This window comes from Cohnella sp. 56 (genome assembly GCF_037963805.1).
Lineage (GTDB): Bacteria > Bacillota > Bacilli > Paenibacillales > Paenibacillaceae > Cohnella.
In genome coordinates, this window is the sequence record NZ_JAZDQE010000009.1 from 102,886 (window position 1) to 122,054 (window position 19,169).

The 19,169-nt window shown below is 61.9% G+C and carries 21 protein-coding genes; 11 read left to right on the forward strand and 10 right to left on the reverse strand.

Annotation, left to right across the window (positions count from 1 at the left end):
• The first annotated feature begins 51 nt into the window (after positions 1–51).
• Positions 52–756: a hypothetical protein gene (locus tag VQ071_RS16695; RefSeq protein ID WP_340515234.1), complete on the forward strand. Its 705-nt coding sequence runs from the start codon at positions 52–54 to the stop codon at positions 754–756.
• Between the two features lie 16 nt (positions 757–772).
• Here the strand turns inward: VQ071_RS16695 and VQ071_RS16700 are convergent, their stop codons facing one another.
• Positions 773–1,225: an SRPBCC family protein gene (locus tag VQ071_RS16700; RefSeq protein ID WP_340515236.1), complete on the reverse strand. Its 453-nt coding sequence runs from the start codon at positions 1,223–1,225 to the stop codon at positions 773–775.
• A 127-nt stretch (positions 1,226–1,352) separates the two neighbouring features.
• Here VQ071_RS16700 and VQ071_RS16705 point away from each other — a divergent pair, with 127 nt between their 5' ends.
• On the forward strand, positions 1,353–2,168 hold the full coding sequence (locus tag VQ071_RS16705) for a helix-turn-helix domain-containing protein (RefSeq protein ID WP_340515237.1): 816 nt from the start codon (positions 1,353–1,355) through the stop codon (positions 2,166–2,168).
• Positions 2,169–2,215: 47 nt separating this feature from the next.
• On the opposite strand, the gene VQ071_RS16710 is transcribed toward VQ071_RS16705, so the two are convergent.
• Both VQ071_RS16710 and VQ071_RS16715 read right to left on the reverse strand, forming a co-directional pair.
• The gene (locus VQ071_RS16710) at positions 2,216–3,025 is read right to left on the reverse strand and encodes an NAD(P)H-binding protein (RefSeq protein ID WP_340515238.1); all 810 of its coding nucleotides are present in this window, start codon (positions 3,023–3,025) and stop codon (positions 2,216–2,218) included.
• A gap of 304 nt (positions 3,026–3,329) precedes the next feature.
• Positions 3,330–3,773 carry a MarR family winged helix-turn-helix transcriptional regulator gene (locus VQ071_RS16715; RefSeq protein ID WP_340515239.1) on the reverse strand — a complete coding sequence of 148 codons (444 nt, stop codon included), beginning with the start codon at positions 3,771–3,773 and terminating at the stop codon, positions 3,330–3,332.
• A 158-nt stretch (positions 3,774–3,931) separates the two neighbouring features.
• Between VQ071_RS16715 and VQ071_RS16720 the strand changes: the two genes are divergently transcribed.
• From VQ071_RS16720 to VQ071_RS16730, 3 genes are read left to right on the forward strand one after another with little or no spacing between them, the layout of a single operon-like run.
• A complete protein-coding gene (locus VQ071_RS16720; RefSeq protein WP_340515240.1) occupies positions 3,932–4,498 on the forward strand; it encodes an Hcp family type VI secretion system effector in 567 nt (188 codons plus the stop codon).
• Between the two features lie 39 nt (positions 4,499–4,537).
• Entirely contained in the window at positions 4,538–4,690 is a 153-nt protein-coding gene (locus VQ071_RS16725; RefSeq protein WP_340515241.1) for a hypothetical protein, read from the forward strand.
• Positions 4,691–4,727: 37 nt separating this feature from the next.
• On the forward strand, positions 4,728–5,573 hold the full coding sequence (locus VQ071_RS16730; protein WP_340515242.1) for a type VI secretion system tube protein Hcp: 846 nt from the start codon (positions 4,728–4,730) through the stop codon (positions 5,571–5,573).
• A 60-nt stretch (positions 5,574–5,633) separates the two neighbouring features.
• Here VQ071_RS16730 and VQ071_RS16735 read toward each other — a convergent pair whose 3' ends face one another.
• Positions 5,634–7,097 (reverse strand): alpha-amylase, encoded by a 1,464-nt coding sequence (locus VQ071_RS16735; RefSeq protein WP_340515243.1) that lies wholly within the window; start codon positions 7,095–7,097, stop codon positions 5,634–5,636.
• 212 nt (positions 7,098–7,309) lie between these two features.
• Between VQ071_RS16735 and VQ071_RS16740 the strand changes: the two genes are divergently transcribed.
• A complete protein-coding gene (locus VQ071_RS16740) occupies positions 7,310–8,338 on the forward strand; it encodes an agmatine deiminase family protein (protein WP_340515244.1) in 1,029 nt (342 codons plus the stop codon).
• 271 nt (positions 8,339–8,609) lie between these two features.
• On the forward strand, positions 8,610–9,485 hold the full coding sequence (gene aguB / locus VQ071_RS16745) for an N-carbamoylputrescine amidase (RefSeq protein WP_340515245.1): 876 nt from the start codon (positions 8,610–8,612) through the stop codon (positions 9,483–9,485).
• A 602-nt stretch (positions 9,486–10,087) separates the two neighbouring features.
• Here aguB and VQ071_RS16750 read toward each other — a convergent pair.
• The 4 genes from VQ071_RS16750 to VQ071_RS16765 all read right to left on the reverse strand — a co-directional run bounded on the left by VQ071_RS16750 (position 10,088) and on the right by VQ071_RS16765 (position 13,141).
• Positions 10,088–10,537, reverse strand: coding sequence for a YdeI/OmpD-associated family protein (locus VQ071_RS16750; protein ID WP_340515246.1), 450 nt, complete (start codon positions 10,535–10,537; stop codon positions 10,088–10,090).
• A 31-nt stretch (positions 10,538–10,568) separates the two neighbouring features.
• Entirely contained in the window at positions 10,569–10,973 is a 405-nt protein-coding gene (locus VQ071_RS16755) for a hypothetical protein (RefSeq protein WP_340515247.1), read from the reverse strand.
• A gap of 193 nt (positions 10,974–11,166) precedes the next feature.
• On the reverse strand, positions 11,167–11,742 hold the full coding sequence (locus tag VQ071_RS16760; protein ID WP_340515248.1) for a DoxX family protein: 576 nt from the start codon (positions 11,740–11,742) through the stop codon (positions 11,167–11,169).
• 283 nt (positions 11,743–12,025) lie between these two features.
• Positions 12,026–13,141, reverse strand: a complete 1,116-nt coding sequence (locus VQ071_RS16765) for a citrate synthase (RefSeq protein ID WP_340515249.1) — start codon at positions 13,139–13,141, stop codon at positions 12,026–12,028.
• Positions 13,142–13,610: 469 nt separating this feature from the next.
• Here VQ071_RS16765 and VQ071_RS16770 point away from each other — a divergent pair, with 469 nt between their 5' ends.
• The 3 genes from VQ071_RS16770 (at position 13,611) to VQ071_RS16780 (ending at position 16,858) form a co-directional block, all read left to right on the forward strand.
• Positions 13,611–15,029 (forward strand): RtcB family protein, encoded by a 1,419-nt coding sequence (locus VQ071_RS16770; RefSeq protein ID WP_340515383.1) that lies wholly within the window; start codon positions 13,611–13,613, stop codon positions 15,027–15,029.
• Positions 15,030–15,036: 7 nt separating this feature from the next.
• The gene (locus VQ071_RS16775) at positions 15,037–16,383 is read left to right on the forward strand and encodes an ATP-binding protein (RefSeq protein WP_340515250.1); all 1,347 of its coding nucleotides are present in this window, start codon (positions 15,037–15,039) and stop codon (positions 16,381–16,383) included.
• Between the two features lie 91 nt (positions 16,384–16,474).
• Positions 16,475–16,858 carry a DoxX family membrane protein gene (locus VQ071_RS16780; protein WP_340515251.1) on the forward strand — a complete coding sequence of 128 codons (384 nt, stop codon included), beginning with the start codon at positions 16,475–16,477 and terminating at the stop codon, positions 16,856–16,858.
• 233 nt (positions 16,859–17,091) lie between these two features.
• Here VQ071_RS16780 and VQ071_RS16785 read toward each other — a convergent pair whose 3' ends face one another.
• A complete protein-coding gene (locus tag VQ071_RS16785; RefSeq protein ID WP_340515252.1) occupies positions 17,092–17,661 on the reverse strand; it encodes a spore coat protein in 570 nt (189 codons plus the stop codon).
• 190 nt (positions 17,662–17,851) lie between these two features.
• On the opposite strand from VQ071_RS16785, the gene VQ071_RS16790 reads away from it, so the two are divergent.
• The gene (locus VQ071_RS16790; RefSeq protein WP_340515253.1) at positions 17,852–18,520 is read left to right on the forward strand and encodes a hypothetical protein; all 669 of its coding nucleotides are present in this window, start codon (positions 17,852–17,854) and stop codon (positions 18,518–18,520) included.
• A gap of 142 nt (positions 18,521–18,662) precedes the next feature.
• Here the strand turns inward: VQ071_RS16790 and VQ071_RS16795 are convergent, their stop codons facing one another.
• The gene (locus VQ071_RS16795) at positions 18,663–19,064 is read right to left on the reverse strand and encodes a hypothetical protein (RefSeq protein ID WP_340515254.1); all 402 of its coding nucleotides are present in this window, start codon (positions 19,062–19,064) and stop codon (positions 18,663–18,665) included.
• Positions 19,065–19,169 lie beyond the last annotated feature (105 nt).

Here is a 19,169-nt window from a genome sequence, read left to right on the forward strand (position 1 = left end):
ACGGCGCGGCGATCGCCAATCGTAGATAAGAATGCCGCGCATCGTTATTCCGTGCCGTGGACCGATTTGCGAGCACATAAGGATGCCGCACATCGCTATTCCGTGCCGTGGGCCGATTTGCGAGCACATAAGAATGCCGCACATCGTTATTCCGTACCGTGGGCCGATTTGCGAGTAAATAAGAATGCCGCACATCGTTATGCCGCGCCGTGGGCCGATTTTCGAGTAAATAAGAATGCCGCACATCGTTATGCCGTGCCGTGGGCCGATTTGCGAGCACATAAGAATGCCGCACATCGTTATTTCGTGCCGTGGACCGATTTGCGAGTATTTAAGGATGTCGCGCATCGTTATTCCGTACCGTGGGCCGATTTGCGAGCACATAAGGATGCCGCACATCGTTATTCCGTGCCGTGGACCGATTTGCGAGCACATAAGAATGCCGCACATCGCTATTCCCTGCCGTGGACCGATTTGCGAGCACATAAGAATGCCGCACATCGCTATTTCGTGCCGTGGACCGATTTGCGAGTAAATAAGGATGCCGCACATCGCTATGCCGCGCCGTGGACCGATTTGCGAGCACATAAGGATGCCGCACATCGTTATGCCGCGCCGTGGACCGATTTGCGAGCACATAAGAATGCCGCACATCGTTATGCCGAACCGCTCCTGCAAAAAAATACAGCCCATCGGCAGCGTCGCCAGCAGACGGCGCGCCGAATCGGACTGTACTTTGATCGATTCTATAGCTAACGAGCGACGAAACCTTTTACCAGCCCAGATCGAGCGTCTTGCCGGTCTCGACGTAGGACTTGATGTTGCTGAGGATGATCGGCCAGCTTTGCTGTGTGCTCTCGTAGGACGGGTGTCCCTCCGGCCACTGGTCGTTGACGAGTGTCACCTTGGTGCTCGCGCCCATCGGCTCGAACGTCATCGTGATGCGCGTCTCCAGCTCCGCATGGTTTTCACGGTAGGATGACCCCGGATGCTCCACGTAGCTCATCTGGCTATAGGGCTCGAACGTCAGTATCGTACCGTATACGTGGACGGTGCGATCGCCGTCGTTGCCCGGGCCGACGTAGGCGTACGGTGCACCGGCTTCAAACGTGGACTCCAGCACGGAGCCGAAGAAGATCGCGCGCGTGCCCTCCGGCGAGACGAGCGCATCCCATACTTGCTTCGGCGTGCCGCCGATATAGATCGTATACTTCAAGTCTTCCATCCTGTTCCCTCTTTCCCTGGCTCGATTTAAGAATTGCGGCGTATGCTGCGGACTGCTAGTATCGATGGTAACGGACCGGCAGCGGTTTGTATTGCAAAAATGCGACAATGCCTGGAGGCAAATTGCCATGAAGCCCATCGATCGCCCTCTGGACAAAGCCATCCTCAAGCCGGATGAAGCCGCGCGCAAGTTCGACTTGAAGCTGTACGCGCCGACGGCCGCGCTCGCGGACTGGATCGAGCATTACTGGACGCTGACGTGGGACCTGCGGGAACACGCGCCGTTCAGCCAGAAGATATTGTCCTATCCGAGCATCAACCTGACGCTGGAAAATGATAACGGCGCAGCTCTTGCCGACGTGTACGGCGTGCCGAGCGGCACCTTCACCCGGACGCTGACGGGATACGGAGAGTGCTTCAGCGTCAAGTTCAAGCCCGGCGCGTTCTACCCGTTCTGGCGCGAGTCCGCCGCCCGACTGACCGGCCGCCGGATCGCCGTCGGCGAGCTGTTCGGCCCCGCAGGCGAGGCGCTCGCGGGCCTGCTGGCCGACGTGCCCGCAGCCGAGGCGCGGCTCGCCGTCATGGAGCGCTTCCTGCTGGATCTGCGGCCCGAGCGGGACGAATCGGCCGAGCTGGCCGGCCGGATCGTGCAGGCCGCGTCAACTGACCGCAGTCTGCTCCACGTGGAGGATATGGCGAGCCGATACGGGATGAGCGTGCGGACGCTGCAGCGGCTGTTCGGACAGTATATCGGCGTGTCGCCGAAGTGGGTGCTCCAGCGCTTCCGGCTGCATGAGGCGGCCGAGCGCATCCGCCAAGAGAAAATATTGGATTGGGCCGCGCTATCGCTGGAGCTGGGCTACTACGACCAGGCGCACTTCACGAGAGACTTCAAGGCTGTCGTCGGCGAGCCGCCCGAGTCCTATGTGCGCGAGCTGGGCTGAGCTGATCTGAGCAGATGCGACCCGGACGCTCCGAACCGAGCTGTGGCCTACAGCCCCCGGTCCGCAAGCCAATCCTTCAGGCCGCGCAGCGGTGCGCCGGCGAGCCGCTCCAGGTCCGGGGAGACAGCCGCCATCTCGGACAGGGGAAAAAGCGCGTACGCATCGCTCTTCATCGCCGGGTCGGCGTGATGTGCGACCGGCCTGCCGGACCGCTCGGACAACGCGCGGGCCAGATCGCCCAGGCGCCACGGACGTGCAGCCGTCAGCTCGTATACACGTCCCTCGTGCCCGCGCTCCGTGAGCACAGCAGCCGCGGCTGCTGCCAGATCCTCTCTGGCGGCCGTGTTGAACTGCCAGTCGCCGGGCGGGCTGAGCAGCACGCCGCCGCTCAGAGCGGCGCGCCAGCCCAGCATGTCGATGATGTCCATATAGTAGGCATTGCGCAGGATCGTATAGCCGAGCCCGGATTCGCGGATGAGCCGCTCGGTCGCCAGATGCGTCCCGTGCAGCGGCAGGTGCCCCCGTTCTGCATAAGCGATGCTCGTATAGACGATCCGGCCGACCTTCGCTTCGGCCGCGGCATGAACTGCCGCCCGGTGCTGCCGGAGACGCGCCCCCTCGTCCCGCAGCGGCGAGGAGATGAACAGCAGCGTATCGGCGCCCGCGAATGCCTCCTCCAAGGAGGCCGGGACATCGTAGTCCCCATAGCGAATCTCGACGCCGCGGCTGCGCCATTTCTCCGCTTTTTCCGGATGCCTCGCCGTGATGGCGATACGGTCGGCAGGCACGCGCCGGAGCAGCTCCTCCAGCACGAGCGAGCCTAAATGCCCGGTGGCGCCGGTCATCACAATTTTCATACTGAACCCCTTCTTCCTTCGCAAATAGTTAAATGTTTAACAAAATGTGCAAAGCGTGCCGATCCAGTCGAATGTTCACCGATTCACTTGCCGCCGCGCAACGGAGCACCGTACAGCGGAGCACTGCGCAACGGAGTATCTTACAGCGGACCACTGCACAACGGAGTATCTTACAGCGGACCACTGCGCAACGGAGTATCTTACAGCGGAGCACTGCGCAACGGAGTACCTCACAGCGGAGCACTGCGCAACAGAGTACCGCACTGCGGAGCTTAGCGCCCCGCCCACCCCGCTCCGCCTCGGCTCAGCCCCTCAGCTTGGCGAGCAGCTCGAGCAGCTGCCGGAGCTCCGGCGTCTCCAGCCGGTTCATGAGCCGCTCCAGCACTTCCCGGTTGCCGGGCAGCGTGTCCAGCAGCAGCCGCTCCCCCGCGGGCGTCAGCGTCACGCGCCGCCTGCGCCCGTCCTCCGGGTCGCCCGCGATCCGCACGAAGCCTTCGCTGGCCAGAGGCCCGAGCAGCACGCTGATATTCGCCTTGGTCACGCCGATGCGCTCGGCCAGCATGGAAGGCAGCAGCGAGCCGCCCGCCTTGGCAAGCTCCACGAGGATGCGGACGCGGGCGCCGTTCATGCCCTGCGACTGCCAATACTTCTCGGACGCGGCGATCAGGCTCGCCGTCGTCTCCACCAGTTCAAAAAACGCGCCTACCTTGGGCGGCTGCTCCGACACATACTTTTGCAGATCATCCATGTCTACTTCTCCAGTTGATTAAATGCTTAACTACTTTGAAATTTAAAGGATGCAGGCGATATTGTCAACATCAAGCCGGCGCAGAAGAGATCTAGGCAAAATGTATAACCTATGATACTATTGATACGATTTGTATCACTCATAGGGAGATGATCGTTTTGTTTGCACGCTTCGTGCCAAAAGCATCCTTTTTACTGCTCGCCTTCCTGATCTTTGCCGTCGCCTCGCCTATATCCGCCTCCGCCGCCAGCGGTTCCTACGTCCTGCTGACGCTGGACAAGATCAGCGGCGAGAGCAAGGTCGCGGGCGCCAAAGGCGCCATCGACCTCTCGTCCTTCTCGTTCGCCGCGGCGAATCCGGTATCCATGCAAGGCTCCGGCGGCGGAGCCGGCAAGCCGGATTACCAGGACCTCGCCTTTACAAAGTTCCAGGATTCCGCAACCCTCCCGCTGCTGGAGAGTCTGACGACCGGCAAGTCGATCAAGAGCGGCACGATCGCCTTTTACCGCAGTCAGAGCACGAAGCCTTACTTGACGATCAAGCTGGAAAACATCTTCGTCACCTCCGACTCGCTCAGCGCGGGCGGCGATGCGGATCGTATCGCCGAATCCTTCACGCTGCGTGCCGGCAAGATGACGTTCGTCTACGAAGCTACCGATCCAAAAGGCCAGCCTGTCCCTGCGCAGACGTACGAGATCGACCTGATCAAAGGCACGAAGGGCTAATCCCGCACCCTCACCACGCTGCAAAGGAGATGTATCGTCATGCATACGACAAGCGCCGAAAACCCGAAGCTGACCTGGCGTCCGCCCGCACTCGAAGTGCTGCGTATCGAGAAAACGATGGAGGACGGCGGTCACTGGGCATTCACGCCGACAGACGGCTTCTACAAGCGCAGCCTGCTGCTGGACAGCTGATCCGGTGGCAATCGTCCCGACAAAGGAGTAGATCGATTTGTTCGCCAGATTATTGCGGTTAAGCCTGGCAGCGGCCATCGTCTGCGGCATGCTGCTCTTCTCTCCCGCTCCGCCGTCCGCCAGCGCGGCGGCAAGCGACCTGCCCCCGATCCTGCTCACGCTGGACGGCATCAAGGGCGGCTTCGACAGCAAGGACAAGACCATCAAGGACGCGATCGTCGTAAACAGCTTCGGCTATGGCGTCCAGGCAGCCGCCCCGGCCAGCGGCGCGGGCGGTTCCGGCAAGCCGGCATACGACGATGTCACGATCGCGAAGCAGCTCGACACCGCCTCGCTGCCGCTGTTGAAGGCATTCGCCGAGGGCAAGGCTATCGCCAGCGGCTACTTGTACTTCCAGACCCGGAGCGCGGGCGAGAGCCGGACGTACATGGTCGTGCACCTGACGGACATTCGCGTGACCGCGCACAATCTCGTCTCGGACGGCGACACGCCGGGAGAATCGATCGGGCTCAGCGCCAAGAGCGTGCTGTTCAAGTACATACCGGTCAAGCCGGGCGACAACGGCGGCACCGATCCCGATCCCGACGCCTCCGTGCTGACCAAGTACCGCTTCGAGCCGATCCAGGCCGTCACGGCCCAGGGCAATCCTTATATCAAAGGCTTCAAAGTCACGCTGCAGGCCACCGGGGCCCAGGGCGAATCGCTGCAGACGCAATACCGGATCAACGGCGGCGCGTGGATCGACTATGCCGATCCCTTCGATATCTACGCGGCGGACACGCATACCGTAGAGTACTTCAGCACCGGCGCGGACGGCCGTGTCGAAGCGGCCAATGTCATGGACTTCGACAAAGGCACCTTCACCGGCCACGGTTCCTATTAGCGCAGCCTCCCCGCACCAATAAACCGACGCAGCCGCGTCGGTTTATTGGTGTGCGGCCGCTCAGTCGGGATCAGGCAGCGCCCACACCGATACGCTCCCGCCGCCTACGGGGAAGACGCCGCAGCCGTCCTCGCCGATGACGACCTTGTCGTCCAGCGTCCGCGTGAAGTCGACCCATTCCTCGCCCGCGCGGTGCTCGCCGACGAACATTTTTTTCTCGCCGCCCTCGCCCGTACAGACGACGACCGCACACCCGGACCGCGCGATCTCGTCCGTCCCGCGCCGCACCCAGCCGATCAGCCGCGGATCGTCGAAGTAATCCTCCTGCTCGCCGTATGCCTTGTGATGGCGGCTGTAGAGCAGCGGGTCGATCGCCAGCTTCTTGCCTTCAATCTCCTCTGCGTCGCCGCCGATATGGAAGTAATCGCCGTAGAAGACGCACGGATATCCGCCTTCGCGCAGCAGGATCAGCGCATAGGCGCTCTGCTTGAACCAATCCGCGATCCAGGATTCGAGCGCCTCGCCCGGCTGAGAGTCGTGATTGTCGACGAAGGTGACGGCGTTCTGCGGATTCGTCTGCACGAGCGTATCGTCGAAGAGCTTGGTCAGATCATAGTCGGCCCCTTTTTCCGAAGCTTCGTGAAGATTGTAGTGCAGACGCACGTCGAACAGGCTGATGCGTCCGCCGACATGCTCGAGGAACTGCTGGCAGGCGCCCGGATCGCTGTTCCAAAATTCGCCTACGATGAAAAATTCGTCGCCGCGCTCGGCATAGATCGTATCGGTGAACTCCCGCACGAAAGTATGGTCGATATGCTTGATCGCATCGAGCCGGTAGCCCGCGCAGCCGAGCGTATCCGCGAGCCATTTGCCCCACTCGATCATCTCCCGGCGCACGTCCGGATGGTGGTAGTCGATATTGGCGTACATGAGATAGTCGTAGTTGCCGAAGGCGTCATCGACGTTCTCGTTCCACCGCTTGCCCTCTCCTACGATCCGATAGATGCCCTGCCGGTCCGCGCGCGCGTCGCAATCTGTGCCGTTGAAGTGCTCGTAGTTCCACTTAAATGAAGAATACCGATCCCCGCGGCCCGGAAAGTCGAACTTCGTCCAGCCCTCGATATCGAACGGTTCGGATATGTCCTCCAGCCGGTTGTCCGCCTTGACCTCGACGACCTGGAACGTCTCCGTCCCGTCCGCGCCCGCCTTGTGATTCATGACGAGGTCCGCGTAAATGCCCACGCCCGACTCCCGGCATGCCGCGATTGCCTCAAGCAGCTCCTCCTTCGTGCCGTACTTCGTGCGCACCGACCCCTTCTGGTCGAACTCGCCGAGGTCGTACAGATCGTACACGGCATATCCCGTATCCTCAGGGGAGACGGCCTTCGCAGGCGGCGGAATCCAGACGGCGTCGATGCCGCGGTCCTTGAGCTTCGGGGCGAGCTTCGCCAGGCGGCGCCAGTGCTTGCCGTCGGCCGTGACATGCCACTCGAAAAATTGCATCATCGTATGATTGCGCTCCATCGGCGAGCCTCCATTATATGTAGCTGCAGCAGCTGCGAATTTGTCCGGCATTGATCCGTCCTTCCAACGATTTACCTCAACGGCAGCCGGCGTAAACAAGTCGGGGGCGGCGTACGTACGGATGCGTTGAGATCGCGGCCCGATTCGTATATGATGATGAAGAACTTAAGCGGTATCCGCTTCATCCCAATAGCAAAGCGAGCTGATCCTTCTTGTACCCACGAGACCTCCAATATAAAATGCCCGCCGAATGGGCGCGGCACGAACGCACCTTCATGTCCTGGCCCGTGCGGGACTCCATGGTGTATCCCGACGACCATGAATTCGTGTGCAGCGGCTACGCACAGGTCGTGCGGGCGATCGCCGAATTCGAGCCGGTCGGCGTGTTGGTGAATCCGGACGATCTGGCGCTCGCCAAGCAGCATCTGGACGCGCCGAACATCGAGCTGATCCCGATCGAACACAGCGATGCCTGGCTGCGGGACAACGGTCCGACGTTCCTCGTCGGTCCGGACGGCGGACTGGCCGGCGTGAACTGGCGGTTCAACGCCTGGGGCGGCAAGTATGCGCCCTGGGATCTCGACGACGCGGTCGCGCCGCAAATTCTCGAACGTATGGACGTGCGCCGGTTCGACGCGCCCGTCGTCATGGAGGGCGGTTCGATCCACGTCGACGGCGAAGGCACGCTGCTGACGACCGAGGAGTGCCTGCTCAACGTCAACCGCAATCCCGAGCTCGGCCGCGAGCAGATCGCGGAGCTGCTGCGCCAGTACGTCGGCATCGACAAGATCATCTGGCTGAGCCGCGGCCTCGCCGGCGACGAGACGGACGGGCATGTGGACAACATCGCCTGCTTCGCGGCACCGGGCAAGGTCATCATTCAAGTGTGCAACGATCCGGAAGACGAGAACTATGCGATCACGCAGGAAAATCTGCGCATACTGCGCGAGGCGACCGATGCCAAGGGACGGCGGCTCGAGATCGTCGAGCTCCCGCAGCCGCCGCTGGCGACGTTCGAGGAGAGCCGGCTCACGCTGAGCTACCTGAACTTCTACTTCGTCAACGGCGGCATCATCCTGCCGGTCTTCGGCGGCGCCGCGGAGGAGACGGACCGCGAGGCTGCGCGCATCCTGGCCGAGACGTTCCCCGACCGCCGCATCCGCACGGTAGACGGCATGGCGATCATCAAGGAGGGCGGCAACGTCCACTGCACGACCCAGCAGATGCCGGCGCGAGGCTGAGAAGCGGCTGCGGAGACGCGGGTGGCGTTCGGATAATTACTCCAAAATAACTCATTCGATTCGCCGCCCGCTCCGCGCGCCCGATAAATGCCGAACGGCAGCTAATTCACCGGTTTCGCTGCCTTACGGCGCCTTTCCCGCAAATTAACTGCACTTTGGCACTTATCCGCGCCAACCCCGCCCTATGCTGCTCGATTAGATGCATCTTCACAACTAATGATTGCTGTCACCGGTATGCTCGAATCCACACACACTGAAGGAGGCTATCCCCGTGAGAAAGGTCAAAGTCGCGGCTACCCAGATGAGCTGCTCCTGCGACATCGACGAGAACATCGCCAAGGCGGACAAGCTCGTACGCGAAGCCGCGGCGCAAGGCGCGCAGATCATCCTGCTGCAGGAGCTGTTCGAGACGCCGTACTTCTGCCAGAAGGAGAAGTCGGACTACTACGTCTACGCGACCGAGCTCGAGCGCAACAAAGCCGTGAACCACTTCAAAGCGGTCGCCAAGGAGCTGCAGGTCGTGCTGCCGATCAGCTTTTACGAGAAAAAAAACTACGCCCGCTACAACTCGCTCGCGGTCATCGATGCGGACGGAGAGATTCTCGGCCACTATCGCAAAAGTCACATTCCGGACGGTCCCGGCTACGAGGAGAAGTTCTACTTCAACCCCGGCGACACCGGCTTCAAAGTATGGAACACCCGGTACGCCAAGATCGGCGTCGGCGTCTGCTGGGACCAATGGTACCCCGAGGCTGCGCGCTGCATGGCGCTCATGGGCGCGGAGCTGCTGTTCTACCCGACGGCGATCGGCTCGGAGCCGCAGGACGGCTCGATCGACTCCAAGGATCACTGGCAGATGTGCATGAGAGGCCACGCTGCCTCCAACCTGATGCCGGTCATCGCCTCGAACCGCATCGGCCGCGAGGAGGACGAGGATTCGTCCATCGACTTCTACGGCTCCTCGTTCATTGCAGGCCCGCAGGGCAACATGATCGAGGAAGCGGGTCGTACGGAGGAAACGGTGCTGACCGCCGAGTTCGATCTCGACCAGCTTGAGATCCAGCGGATCGAATGGGGCATCTTCCGCGACCGCCGGCCGGAGCTGTACCGCGTCATCGCCTCGTACGACGGCAGCACGACGTTCTGATGCAAAAAGGACCGCCCACGTTGAACGTTGGGGCGGTCCTTTTTGCATGCGCGCGGGGCCGGATGGGCTCGGCGGCGGCCTGGGCGCGAGAGAGATAGCCGGTTCTGTCGGCTAGCTCGCGGGCCGAGCGGCCTTGGCGGCTGCGTTAGCCGATTCTATCGGCTATCTCGCGGGTCGAGCAGCCGTAAAGGCTGCGTTAGCCGATTCTACCGGCTATCTCGCGGGTCGAGCGGCCTTAAAGGCTGTGTTAGCCGATTCTATCGGCTATCTCGCGGGCCGAAGCGGCCTAAAAGGCTGCGTTAGCCGATTCTATCGGCTATCTCGCGGACCGAGCGGCCTTAAAGGCTGCGTTAGCCGATTCTACCGGCTATCTCGCGGACCGAGCGGCCTTAAAGGCTGTGTTAGCCGATTCTATCGGCTATCTCGCGGGCCGAGCGGCCTTAAAGGCTGTGTTAGCCGATTCTACCGGCTATCTCGCGGGCCGAGCGGCCTTAAAGGCTAGCCGATTCTATCGGCTATCTCGCGGGCCGAAGCGGCCTTGGCGTTAGACCTTGGCATTGAGCCTTGGCGTTGGACCTTGGCGGCTGCGTTAGCCGGTTGGCCTACACGACCTTGCCTTCGCTCAGCGCCTGCACCGCCTTGTCGATGCGCCGGCGGCGCGTGTCCTCGGTCTTGGCGCCCTCGACGGAGAGCACGATGCGGCTCTTGTTGCTGTACGAGAGGCCGCTGAAAAAAACCTGCGCCTCCGGCGCCCCAGCCAGCGCGGCGGCCAGATCGTCGGGCACCGCCACCTCGCGCGGATCGGTGTCGGGCTTCAGCTCGACCTCGATCTCGTCGCCCGCAGCGACGCCTGCCGCCTCGCGGTTGTCCGCGCTAAGCGGAAGCATGTAGCGCCCGCCCATTACGGCCACCGTGCTGCGATATGTATGGGCGCCGATCGTTACGTATACGGCGGGCTTTTTGCCTGCACCCAGCGATTCGACCGCCTCCGCCGGCACCTCGATACCCGTGGCCTTCTTGCCGCCCAGCTCGACTATCGTCTTGAATTTCATCGCAACCTGCTCCCTTTTCTCCAAAATTGCCTCAAGAGGCACCGTACGCAGAGATCAACAATCCCAATATAAAAGCTGCACCGGAGAGCGGCGTCATCGCACGCTTCTCCTTCGGACTGCGGGAAGCCAGATTGCCGAGCATGTTAAGCCCCAGAAAAGCAGTAATAACCCAGCATAATACGCTCGTCCATGCGAACGAGCTGTCAATGGCGACCGTCCCGGCATGAAGCAGATAGACGAAACCCATCGCGAGCAGCAGAAATGCCGAGAGCAGGCTCCATCTGCGCAGCCTGTGCGGGAGTACGCCTGCATGGCGGCCTCCCCAGCCGTATTCCCCGTAGGGCATGCCGGCGTACAACATGAGCTGGAATATCGCGACCGCGGCGAGGATGACGGCACATACGACCGAGGCTGTCTGTAACCAAGAGGGGTTCACCAACATGTTCCTCCTCAGAAGGCTGTGATCACTCCTAGTATTCGCGCTGTTGGCGGACATTCCTTCTTGAAAAAGCAGCGGCAGCCTCGCGCGCGCGAGGCTGCCGGTCTAACGCGATATAGGATGGCCCGGGGCCAGGCAGCTAGCTGAGACGCCAAATAACGGCGCCGTCGGCTGCTGCGTCAAGACGGCGTCAGGATGAGCGCCGCCGTCGCTCCCATGGCGTGCCAAGCAGCGGAAGCGCCCAGCGGTCGAGCCCGTACCAGCCCGCGACCTTCCAGGCCAGCACCAGCCAGGTAGCGAGGACGAACAGCAGCGGATTGGTGCTCAAGGTGCCTGCGAACAAGTAACTGACGTTCATGATGCCGCCGAAGAAGGCCGCGATGCCCGTCAGCAGTCCCAGTATCAGCCCGATTCCGACCAGGATCTCGCCCCAAACGACGATGTAGGAGAATACCTTCGCGTGCGGGAGTACCGTATGTTCCAAAAAGTTGGCGTACCAGCCGGTGACGTCGGCATGCTCCGCCGCAGGATCGGACTTCGCGATTGCGCCTTTGACGAAGCCTGTCAGAGCCGCTCCGGCTTTGTCCCCGGTCCACGCGGATTCCCCGAGCTTCCCCCATCCCGCGCTCAACCACTCATAGCCGACGTATACACGCACGATCAGCCAGATCCAGGCGGAGCGAGAACTGGAGAATAAAAAACGCGACACCGGGTTGTCATGCACGATGATTTCTTTGCCATAAGAATTTCGTTCTACTTTGGCCAAGCTTATCACGCTCCTAATCGACGCAAATTTTTTATATTCCATTTCCTATCCATTTTATACCCTGAAGCGTAGTCTGTCAGCCCGGTTCGACGGTGGGGCGCTCCATAGCACCATACTGGTGCGATCGCGGGCTAGTCGGCCGCGCACGGCTCGGCGCGGGACGCGCCTTAGCACCACATCGGTGCGATCGCGGACCAGCCCGCCGCGCCCGGTTCGGCGCGGCGGATGTGCCCGGCAGCATTTGGCGTATGCGGCCCGCACCGCCGGCTTAAGGCGCGGCCCGTCAGCCGATCGACGCGGGCTGCTCGGCCGGCATGGCGCCGACGTATGCGGATTGCGGCCGGAAGATGCGGTTGTGACCGGCCTGCTCGAGCATATGCGCCGTCCAGCCGACGACGCGCGCAGCCGTGAATGTCGGCGTGAACAGCGCCGTCGGCAGCGCGATCGCCTTCATGATGGCGGCGGCGAAAAACTCGACGTTCGTATGCAGCCGCCGCCCCGGTTTGTACTCGGCGAGCAGCCGCGTCGCCGTCTCCTCTACATGCAGGGCGAGCGCGAACGCCGGATCGTCGCCGGTCAGACCGCGCGTCACCGCGCGCAGCGCCTCGGCCCGCGGGTCGACGGTCTTGTAGATGCGATGGCCGAAGCCCATCAGCCGGCCGCCGCGCTCCAGCACCGCGCGCAGCCAGGGCTCGGCGCGCTCCTGCGTACCGATCTCCTCCAGCATGGCGATGACCTCACCCGGCGCGCCGCCGTGCAGCGGGCCGCCCATCGTGCCGATCGCCGCGCTGACGGCGGGATACAGGCCGGCCTGGGTCGACAGCGCGACCCGGCCCGCGAAGGTGGATGCGTTCATGCCGTGCTCCATGCCGAGGATCAGATAGGCGGTCAGCGCCGTGGCGTGATCCGGCTCCGGCTGCCGGCCGGTCAGCATGTACAGGTAGTTCGCGGCGTGATCCAGCGCCGCGTCCGGCTCGATGGGCGCCAGTCCCCCGAGGCGGCGATGCCGATAAGCGACGATGCTCGGGACGAGTGCGGCGACGCGCTCCGCCTGGTCCGCCCGAGGCGGCCAGGCAGGCTCGGCCCCATCGGCGAGCGCAGCCGTCGCCGCCTGCAGCACGCCCATCATCGGCAGCGCCGGGGGCAGCGCGTCGAGCAGGCGGCGCAGCGTCTCCGGCAGGACGCGCTTCGCGGCCAGGCGCTCCTTCAACGCCGACAGCTCGCGGTCATCCGGGAGCCGGCCGTACCAGAGCAGATGCGCCGTCTCCTCGAAACCCCGACTCATCGCCAGGTCCTTTGCCCAATAACCCCTGTATACAAGATGTCCCCGCTCGCCGTCGACGTGCCCGATCCCGGTCTCCGCCGCCACGATGCCTTCCAGTCCGGTTACGCTTGCCATGATTTATTCACTCCTTTTGTTGTTAATTTCAATATAACGTCGTAATTTAATTATGTATATTTATTGTATTTTTTATGGATGAAAGATTATATTTATCGACTTTTAATCTGATAACCGTTTCTAATCGCACTCATCAACTTTTTTCATCGAAATGGTTGACAGGGTTTGGCTATCTCGCTTAATATAGCCATTATCTCATCAGAAAGGAGGCCGGCCGACATGACCGCTATTCGACTCCCCCGCCGCTACGACGCACGGACGCAACTGAATATGCCGCTCGATGTCCGCCGGCCTCTACGGGCCGCTCCAGGAGACAGACCCGGATAATGCTCGATCCCGCAGGGGAAGAGGGCAATGAATCCGGCATAGTTTGACGTATCCGGGGACTGCGAGCGAATCGGCTTGTGGTCCTCTTTTTTTGTATTTCGGAAAATTAAAACGATAAGAGGTTAAAGAAACTGCGATGAATATGAACGAAACTTATTACCGGCGCATCGATCTGCCCGCGGGCGATCTGCATGTATACGCCGGGGACGCACTGTTCCGCGCCATGGGCGCCAAGCCGCTCGAGATGGCGAACAACAATCTGCAAATCCCGAACATCCGCTATATGAGCTACACGCCGGACGCCCATGTCGGGGTCGGCACCTGCATCGGTACGACGGCCGTCTGGGGAGCGGACGAAGGCTTCGTCTCTCCGACGATCGTCGGCAGCGATATCGGCTGCGGCATGCGGGTGCATCTGACGAACCTGGACGCGGACGACCTGAAGGACGTCAAGCTGCGGCGCAAGCTGGTCAAGGCGATCGAGAAGCGTATTCCGACGGAAAATCACGCGCGCGGACATTTCTCCGACATTCGGCTGGAGGATGTGCTGATCAAAGGGCTGCACGGGCTGCCGGGGAAATATGTGCCGGACGCCTATACGCCGCGCCGGGCGACCTCGCTCACGCATGTGGAGCATGCACGCTTCCGCTACGACGAGGAGGCACTGAACCGGATTCCCGAGCATCTGTGGCACCGGGCCCATCGCCAGCTCGGCACGCTCGGCGGCGGCAATCACTTCGTCGAGCTGCAGGCTGTCACGCTGGACGAAGGCAACCGGGCGATCGGCGAACGCTGGGGGCTGCGCGACGGCCAGGTCATCGTCATGATTCACTCGGGCTCGCGCTCGTGGGGCGGCGCCGTCAATCAGCACTGCGGCTCCGAGGTCGTCAAGACGATGCACAGGCTCGGCCTCGGCACGGCGGACCCGAAGCTTGCGTTCGCGCCGCTGGACAGCGAGGCCGGCGCCACGTACGTCAACCTGATGTACGCCGCGCTCAACTTCGCCGTCGCGAACCGCCATCTGCTCGCCTATGCAGTGCGCGACGCGCTGCGCGAGACGCTCGGCGCGCAGGCGGAGACGCGGACGCTGTACGATCTGATGCACAACTATGCGCTGGCGGAACGGCACGGCGAAGAAGCGCTGTTCGTACACCGCAAGGGTGCGACCCGCTCCCTCCCGCCGGGCCATCCGGACAATCCCGAGCCTTATATGGAGACCGGGCACCCGGCGCTCATCCCCGGATCGATGGGGACGTCCTCCTACCTGATGGTCGGCTTGCCGTCCGGGGAACGCAACTATCACTCGATCTGTCACGGCGCGGGCCGGGTGCGCTCGCGCAATGCGACCAAGCAGCTCGTGACCGTGGACGAATTCGCGGCATCGCTGCGCGTCGGCCAGGAGGACGAGGTCGTCGTCAACCATCGCGCGCTCGAAGCGATCATCGACGAATCGCCGCAGGCTTACAAAGATGTAGACCAAATCATAGAAAGCGTTGCGGGCGCGGGCCTGGCGGCCGTCGTCGCCAAATGCCGGCCGCTCGCAACCGTCAAAGGAGTATAAATCACAGATGACAGCAATCACTCAAAAGGCGCAGCGTCCCTTCCTCATCCGGCGAGCCGACTATTCGGCCGAATCGGTAGGCATGCAGGCTTACTTCGACTACACCGCGGCCGTGCGGCGCATCGCGGATTGGCTCTGCGAGCGCTACGGCTGCGAGTTCCATCTCTATTATCAAGAATATAGCAACGACGCCTGGGACAGCCTTGCGGACGACATCCGCAGCGGGTATGCGGGCGTGAAGCACGCGGCCAGCCTGTTCGACCTCGTCGAGACGCGGAACTTCAAATACGCGTCCGACCCTGCGGATGGCGCAGGACGCGGCCAGGACCGCGACCAAAGCCGCCCGTCCGGCGGCGCACACGACATTCGCATGTCCGTCCGCAACAACTTGTTCGTCTATACGGCCCATCGTGTCGCCTTCGCCCGCATACCGAGGCTTGGCCGTTACGGAATGGACTACGAGGATCTGATCTTCGCGGAGAGCGATGCGCATCTCGATCGCTTCCTGACGGAAATGCGCGAGCGGCAGCTGGCGGACCGGCAGCTGATCGTATTCACGGATACGAAGGACGGGCTCGAGCGCAGCCGCGAGACGGCGGAGCGCCCGGTCGACCGGGCGGGCGTGTTCATGGACGAGACGCTCAAATCGCAAATTTACCGATCGGTGGATACGTTCTTCGCGGACGACCGCAGCTTCTACCAGACGTACGACGTCCCTTACAAACGGGGCATCCTGCTGTACGGCAAGCCGGGCAACGGCAAGACGACGCTCGTCAAGTCGATCTCCGCCACCGTGAACGCGCCGGTCGCCTACTGGCAGATCACCGAATTCACCGGCAGCGAGTCGATCCAGCAGGTGTTCGACGCCGCCATGAAGCTCGCGCCGATGGTGCTCGTCGTCGAGGACATCGACTCGATGCCCGAGTCGTGCCGCTCGTACTTCCTCAATACGCTCGACGGGGCAACGTCGCGGGAAGGCATCTTCCTCATCGGGACGACGAACTATCCGGAGAAGATCGATCCCGCGCTCATGAACCGTGCCGGGCGCTTCGACCGCGCCTACGAGGTGAAGCTGCCGACCGAACCGCTGCGGCTCGCTTACCTGACCTACAAGGGAGCGGGACGGCTGACGGATGAGGCGGGGATCGCCCGGATCGCCTCGCTGACGGAAGGCTTCACCTTCGCACAGCTCGCCGAGCTGTACGTCTCCGCCGCGCTCGAGCTGCATCAGACCGGCGAGGCGGATTGGGAGCGGCTGGTCGCGGGCATGAAGTCCGACTTGTCCAAGGGGCGGAGCCGGGAATGGATGACCGACAATGCGGGACGCAGAATGGGGTTCGCGGCGGGGAACTGATGTATACGATCGTATACTGTTCGCCGGGCCGGCGATCATGCTAATTTATGGACAGCAGGATCGCAACACAGTCGAACGGAGGTCCCCGCACATGTATGAAATATCGGTCCACATCGTCCGCCTGCTGCTCGGACTCGTATTCGTCGCCGGCGCCGTCAACGGATTGTTCGTGCTGGCTGGCAAGCGCCCCTTCATGCCCGTCAACGCGCGGGCGACGGGCGATCTCGTGAACGCCGGATACTTGTATCCGCTCGTAAAGGTAACGGAGCTGGCCGCCGGGCTGCTGCTCCTGACCGGATTGTATGTACCCGTCGCCCTGCTGCTGCTCGCGCCGGTCGTGCTGTGCATTTTGCTCGCCCACATGCTCCACGACAAGCCGCTGATCTGGGCGGGCCTGCTGCTGCTGGCGCTGGAGCTGTACCTCGGCGGGGCATATTGGACAGCGTTCGCGCCCCTGTTCGAGACCGGCCTCTAGAGGGCCGGTTGCGGCTGAAGGAGCTTGACTGAAGGCGGGGCGCGCGAGCGGCCACCGCGCAATTGTCGGGGACGGTCGTCTCGCTGTACAAGGGGAGACCGGCCGCTCCGCGGCGGCCGTCACCGGGTCCGGCGCCTTCGGCGGCGGCCGCGGGATCATAAAACCGAATGCGAAAAAACCGGCGCGATCGCTCGCACCGGCTGTACGGCTTCCGGATGCTCGGAAGCCGTTTTCTATTGATACACGCTCATCGGCTGATGATGCGGCACCTCCCGGTAAATCTGCCCCATCGTCTGCAGCAGATTGCTCGGCGCGGCGCTGATCGGATACCAGCCTTTGCGGCCCATATACGACCATACCTCGTGCGCCTGATGCGAGCACATGCGGAACGCATCCTCCAGAAACGCGCGCAGCTGCGGCGTCCCGCACTCGAACGCGGCCCAAGCGTATTCACGGCCCGCGCGCTTGAGCGTCAGCAGGTAGGAGGTGGCGATCGCCCGGTCGTCCAGCTCGGCGAGCTTCACCTTCGGCTCGATGGACGGATACGGAGGCGCCGCCACCGGTAGCAGAGCCGTCATCGATAACCCCGGTACTTCCAGCCGCTCGGTGGAGCCGGTCATTTTTGTCGCAAATTCGACCTTCATATTGTAATCCTGGATGTGGACCTGATACTGGCGGGAGATGATCTCCCGCAGCTCGGCATCCTGGACCTGATTCAGGAACAGCGCCATCGATTGAATCGAGTTCGTGCAGCTCATCAGCAGTTCGTTCAGCTCAAGCGCCTCGTGGGTGCCCAGATTCAATTGGTATTCTCCCCTTTTATGCGGATACATGCCAAAAGTAGTATGCCAACCGGGTCGCCGGATATGCAGTCTACGTCCATGCGAAGGGCTTTGGAATCAATTACGCCGAATTCCTTGCGCGTGCCTTCCAGCAATTTCTATACTAAACGGGTGTATCTTCAATCATCCACTGTGGGAGCGTGATGTAGCAATGAAGAAAAAGCTGACCGCAGCCGTCATCGGGCTGTCCATGGTCGCCAGCATGGGCGCAGGCGCGTACGCCGCCTCGAATCTCACGCCTATCAAGGCTTATCTGAACTCCGGCCTTAGCTTCAAGGTCAACGGCACCCCGTTCCAGCTGCAAAACGGCAACGGCGGCACGCTGGCGCCCATTACTTACAATAATACGACTTATCTGCCGATCCGCTCCGTCTCGGATGCGCTCGGGATTGCGGTAAATATTGACGCCAAGGGCGTCATCCAGCTCGGCGAGCAGGTCGAGGGCGTCTCGATCGTGAACGGCTTCAGCGGCGATCTGCGGACGAAGGACCCGGCCAAGACGGTATACGACGGCAAGGACTACAAGGACGTGTATCTGAACAACTTAAGCGGCAGCCGCAGCGCCTCGTTCATGCTCTATCCGAAGAAGAAGTACCAGAAGCTGTACCTGCAGGTCGCCGCCATCGGCAAAGACATCAAGGAGTTCACCGTTCAAGACAGCGACACGGATGTCGAGCTGAAGACGACGCCGATCGCCATGAGCGACGGGTTAATGACGGTTGAGGTCGATATCGGGGGAGCGAACTCCCTGTACGTACACGCGGAAGCTTCCGACGGCGGATCCGTGTTCGTTCCGCTCCAGACCTCTTATTTCAAATAATAGAAGACGGAAATTGGCTAGAAAAAAGGCTACCTTCGACTCCCAGGCTTCGGACAGCATGGGCGAAGGTAACCTTTTTTTTGTGGAGGGCGCTGACTTGCACGGAAAACTCACGCTCACGACGAGCTGCGCAACTTCGGCTTTATGGCCGCTTGTGTCCCGTTTTTGTCATGATGAACCCCAATAGTTCAAGCAATAGGCCCACCGCCAGTCCGAGCGCGAGCAGCTCCATATAGACGAGCAGACTCGCCAGATCCTCCCACCCTGTCCGATCGCGCGACACGACGAGCGCCATACAGAGCAAGCCGATCAGATTGCCTGCCTGAATCGACAGCGCGAGCCATCTCGCTCCAAGCCAGCCGGATAGCGCGGCGACCGCGCTCACGACGAGGGCGATCAGGCAGAAACGAAAAGCGTGAACGCCAGTCCAAGACTGCCCCAAGACGGTAAATCGGACTAGCCACAGCAGCAGCGTCGTGACGAGCCAGGATGCCGCAAACCAGGCGAACCACTGCTTGCTTCTGGAAACGGGAATGACGCGCATGCGCTCTCATCCTCTCGACCGCAGGGACCAGGCCCCGCCGGCGGCGTATTGTATGAATACGCTTATTATGGCATAGAACGAAGGGGCACGCACACGTTATGGCAT

Coding starts and splice junctions, on each gene's coding strand:
- VQ071_RS16700 (WP_340515236.1), bottom strand. CDS start 1,225: ATGGAAGACTTGAAGTATACGATCTATATCGGCGGCACGCCGAAGCAA.
- VQ071_RS16705 (WP_340515237.1), top strand. CDS start 1,353: ATGAAGCCCATCGATCGCCCTCTGGACAAAGCCATCCTCAAGCCGGAT.
- VQ071_RS16710 (WP_340515238.1), bottom strand. CDS start 3,025: ATGAAAATTGTGATGACCGGCGCCACCGGGCATTTAGGCTCGCTCGTG.
- VQ071_RS16715 (WP_340515239.1), bottom strand. CDS start 3,773: ATGGATGATCTGCAAAAGTATGTGTCGGAGCAGCCGCCCAAGGTAGGC.
- VQ071_RS16725 (WP_340515241.1), top strand. CDS start 4,538: ATGCATACGACAAGCGCCGAAAACCCGAAGCTGACCTGGCGTCCGCCC.
- VQ071_RS16735 (WP_340515243.1), bottom strand. CDS start 7,097: ATGGAGCGCAATCATACGATGATGCAATTTTTCGAGTGGCATGTCACG.
- VQ071_RS16750 (WP_340515246.1), bottom strand. CDS start 10,537: ATGAAATTCAAGACGATAGTCGAGCTGGGCGGCAAGAAGGCCACGGGT.
- VQ071_RS16765 (WP_340515249.1), bottom strand. CDS start 13,141: ATGGCAAGCGTAACCGGACTGGAAGGCATCGTGGCGGCGGAGACCGGG.
- VQ071_RS16770 (WP_340515383.1), top strand. CDS start 13,611: ATGAACGAAACTTATTACCGGCGCATCGATCTGCCCGCGGGCGATCTG.
- VQ071_RS16775 (WP_340515250.1), top strand. CDS start 15,037: ATGACAGCAATCACTCAAAAGGCGCAGCGTCCCTTCCTCATCCGGCGA.
- VQ071_RS16780 (WP_340515251.1), top strand. CDS start 16,475: ATGTATGAAATATCGGTCCACATCGTCCGCCTGCTGCTCGGACTCGTA.
- VQ071_RS16790 (WP_340515253.1), top strand. CDS start 17,852: ATGAAGAAAAAGCTGACCGCAGCCGTCATCGGGCTGTCCATGGTCGCC.
- VQ071_RS16795 (WP_340515254.1), bottom strand. CDS start 19,064: ATGCGCGTCATTCCCGTTTCCAGAAGCAAGCAGTGGTTCGCCTGGTTT.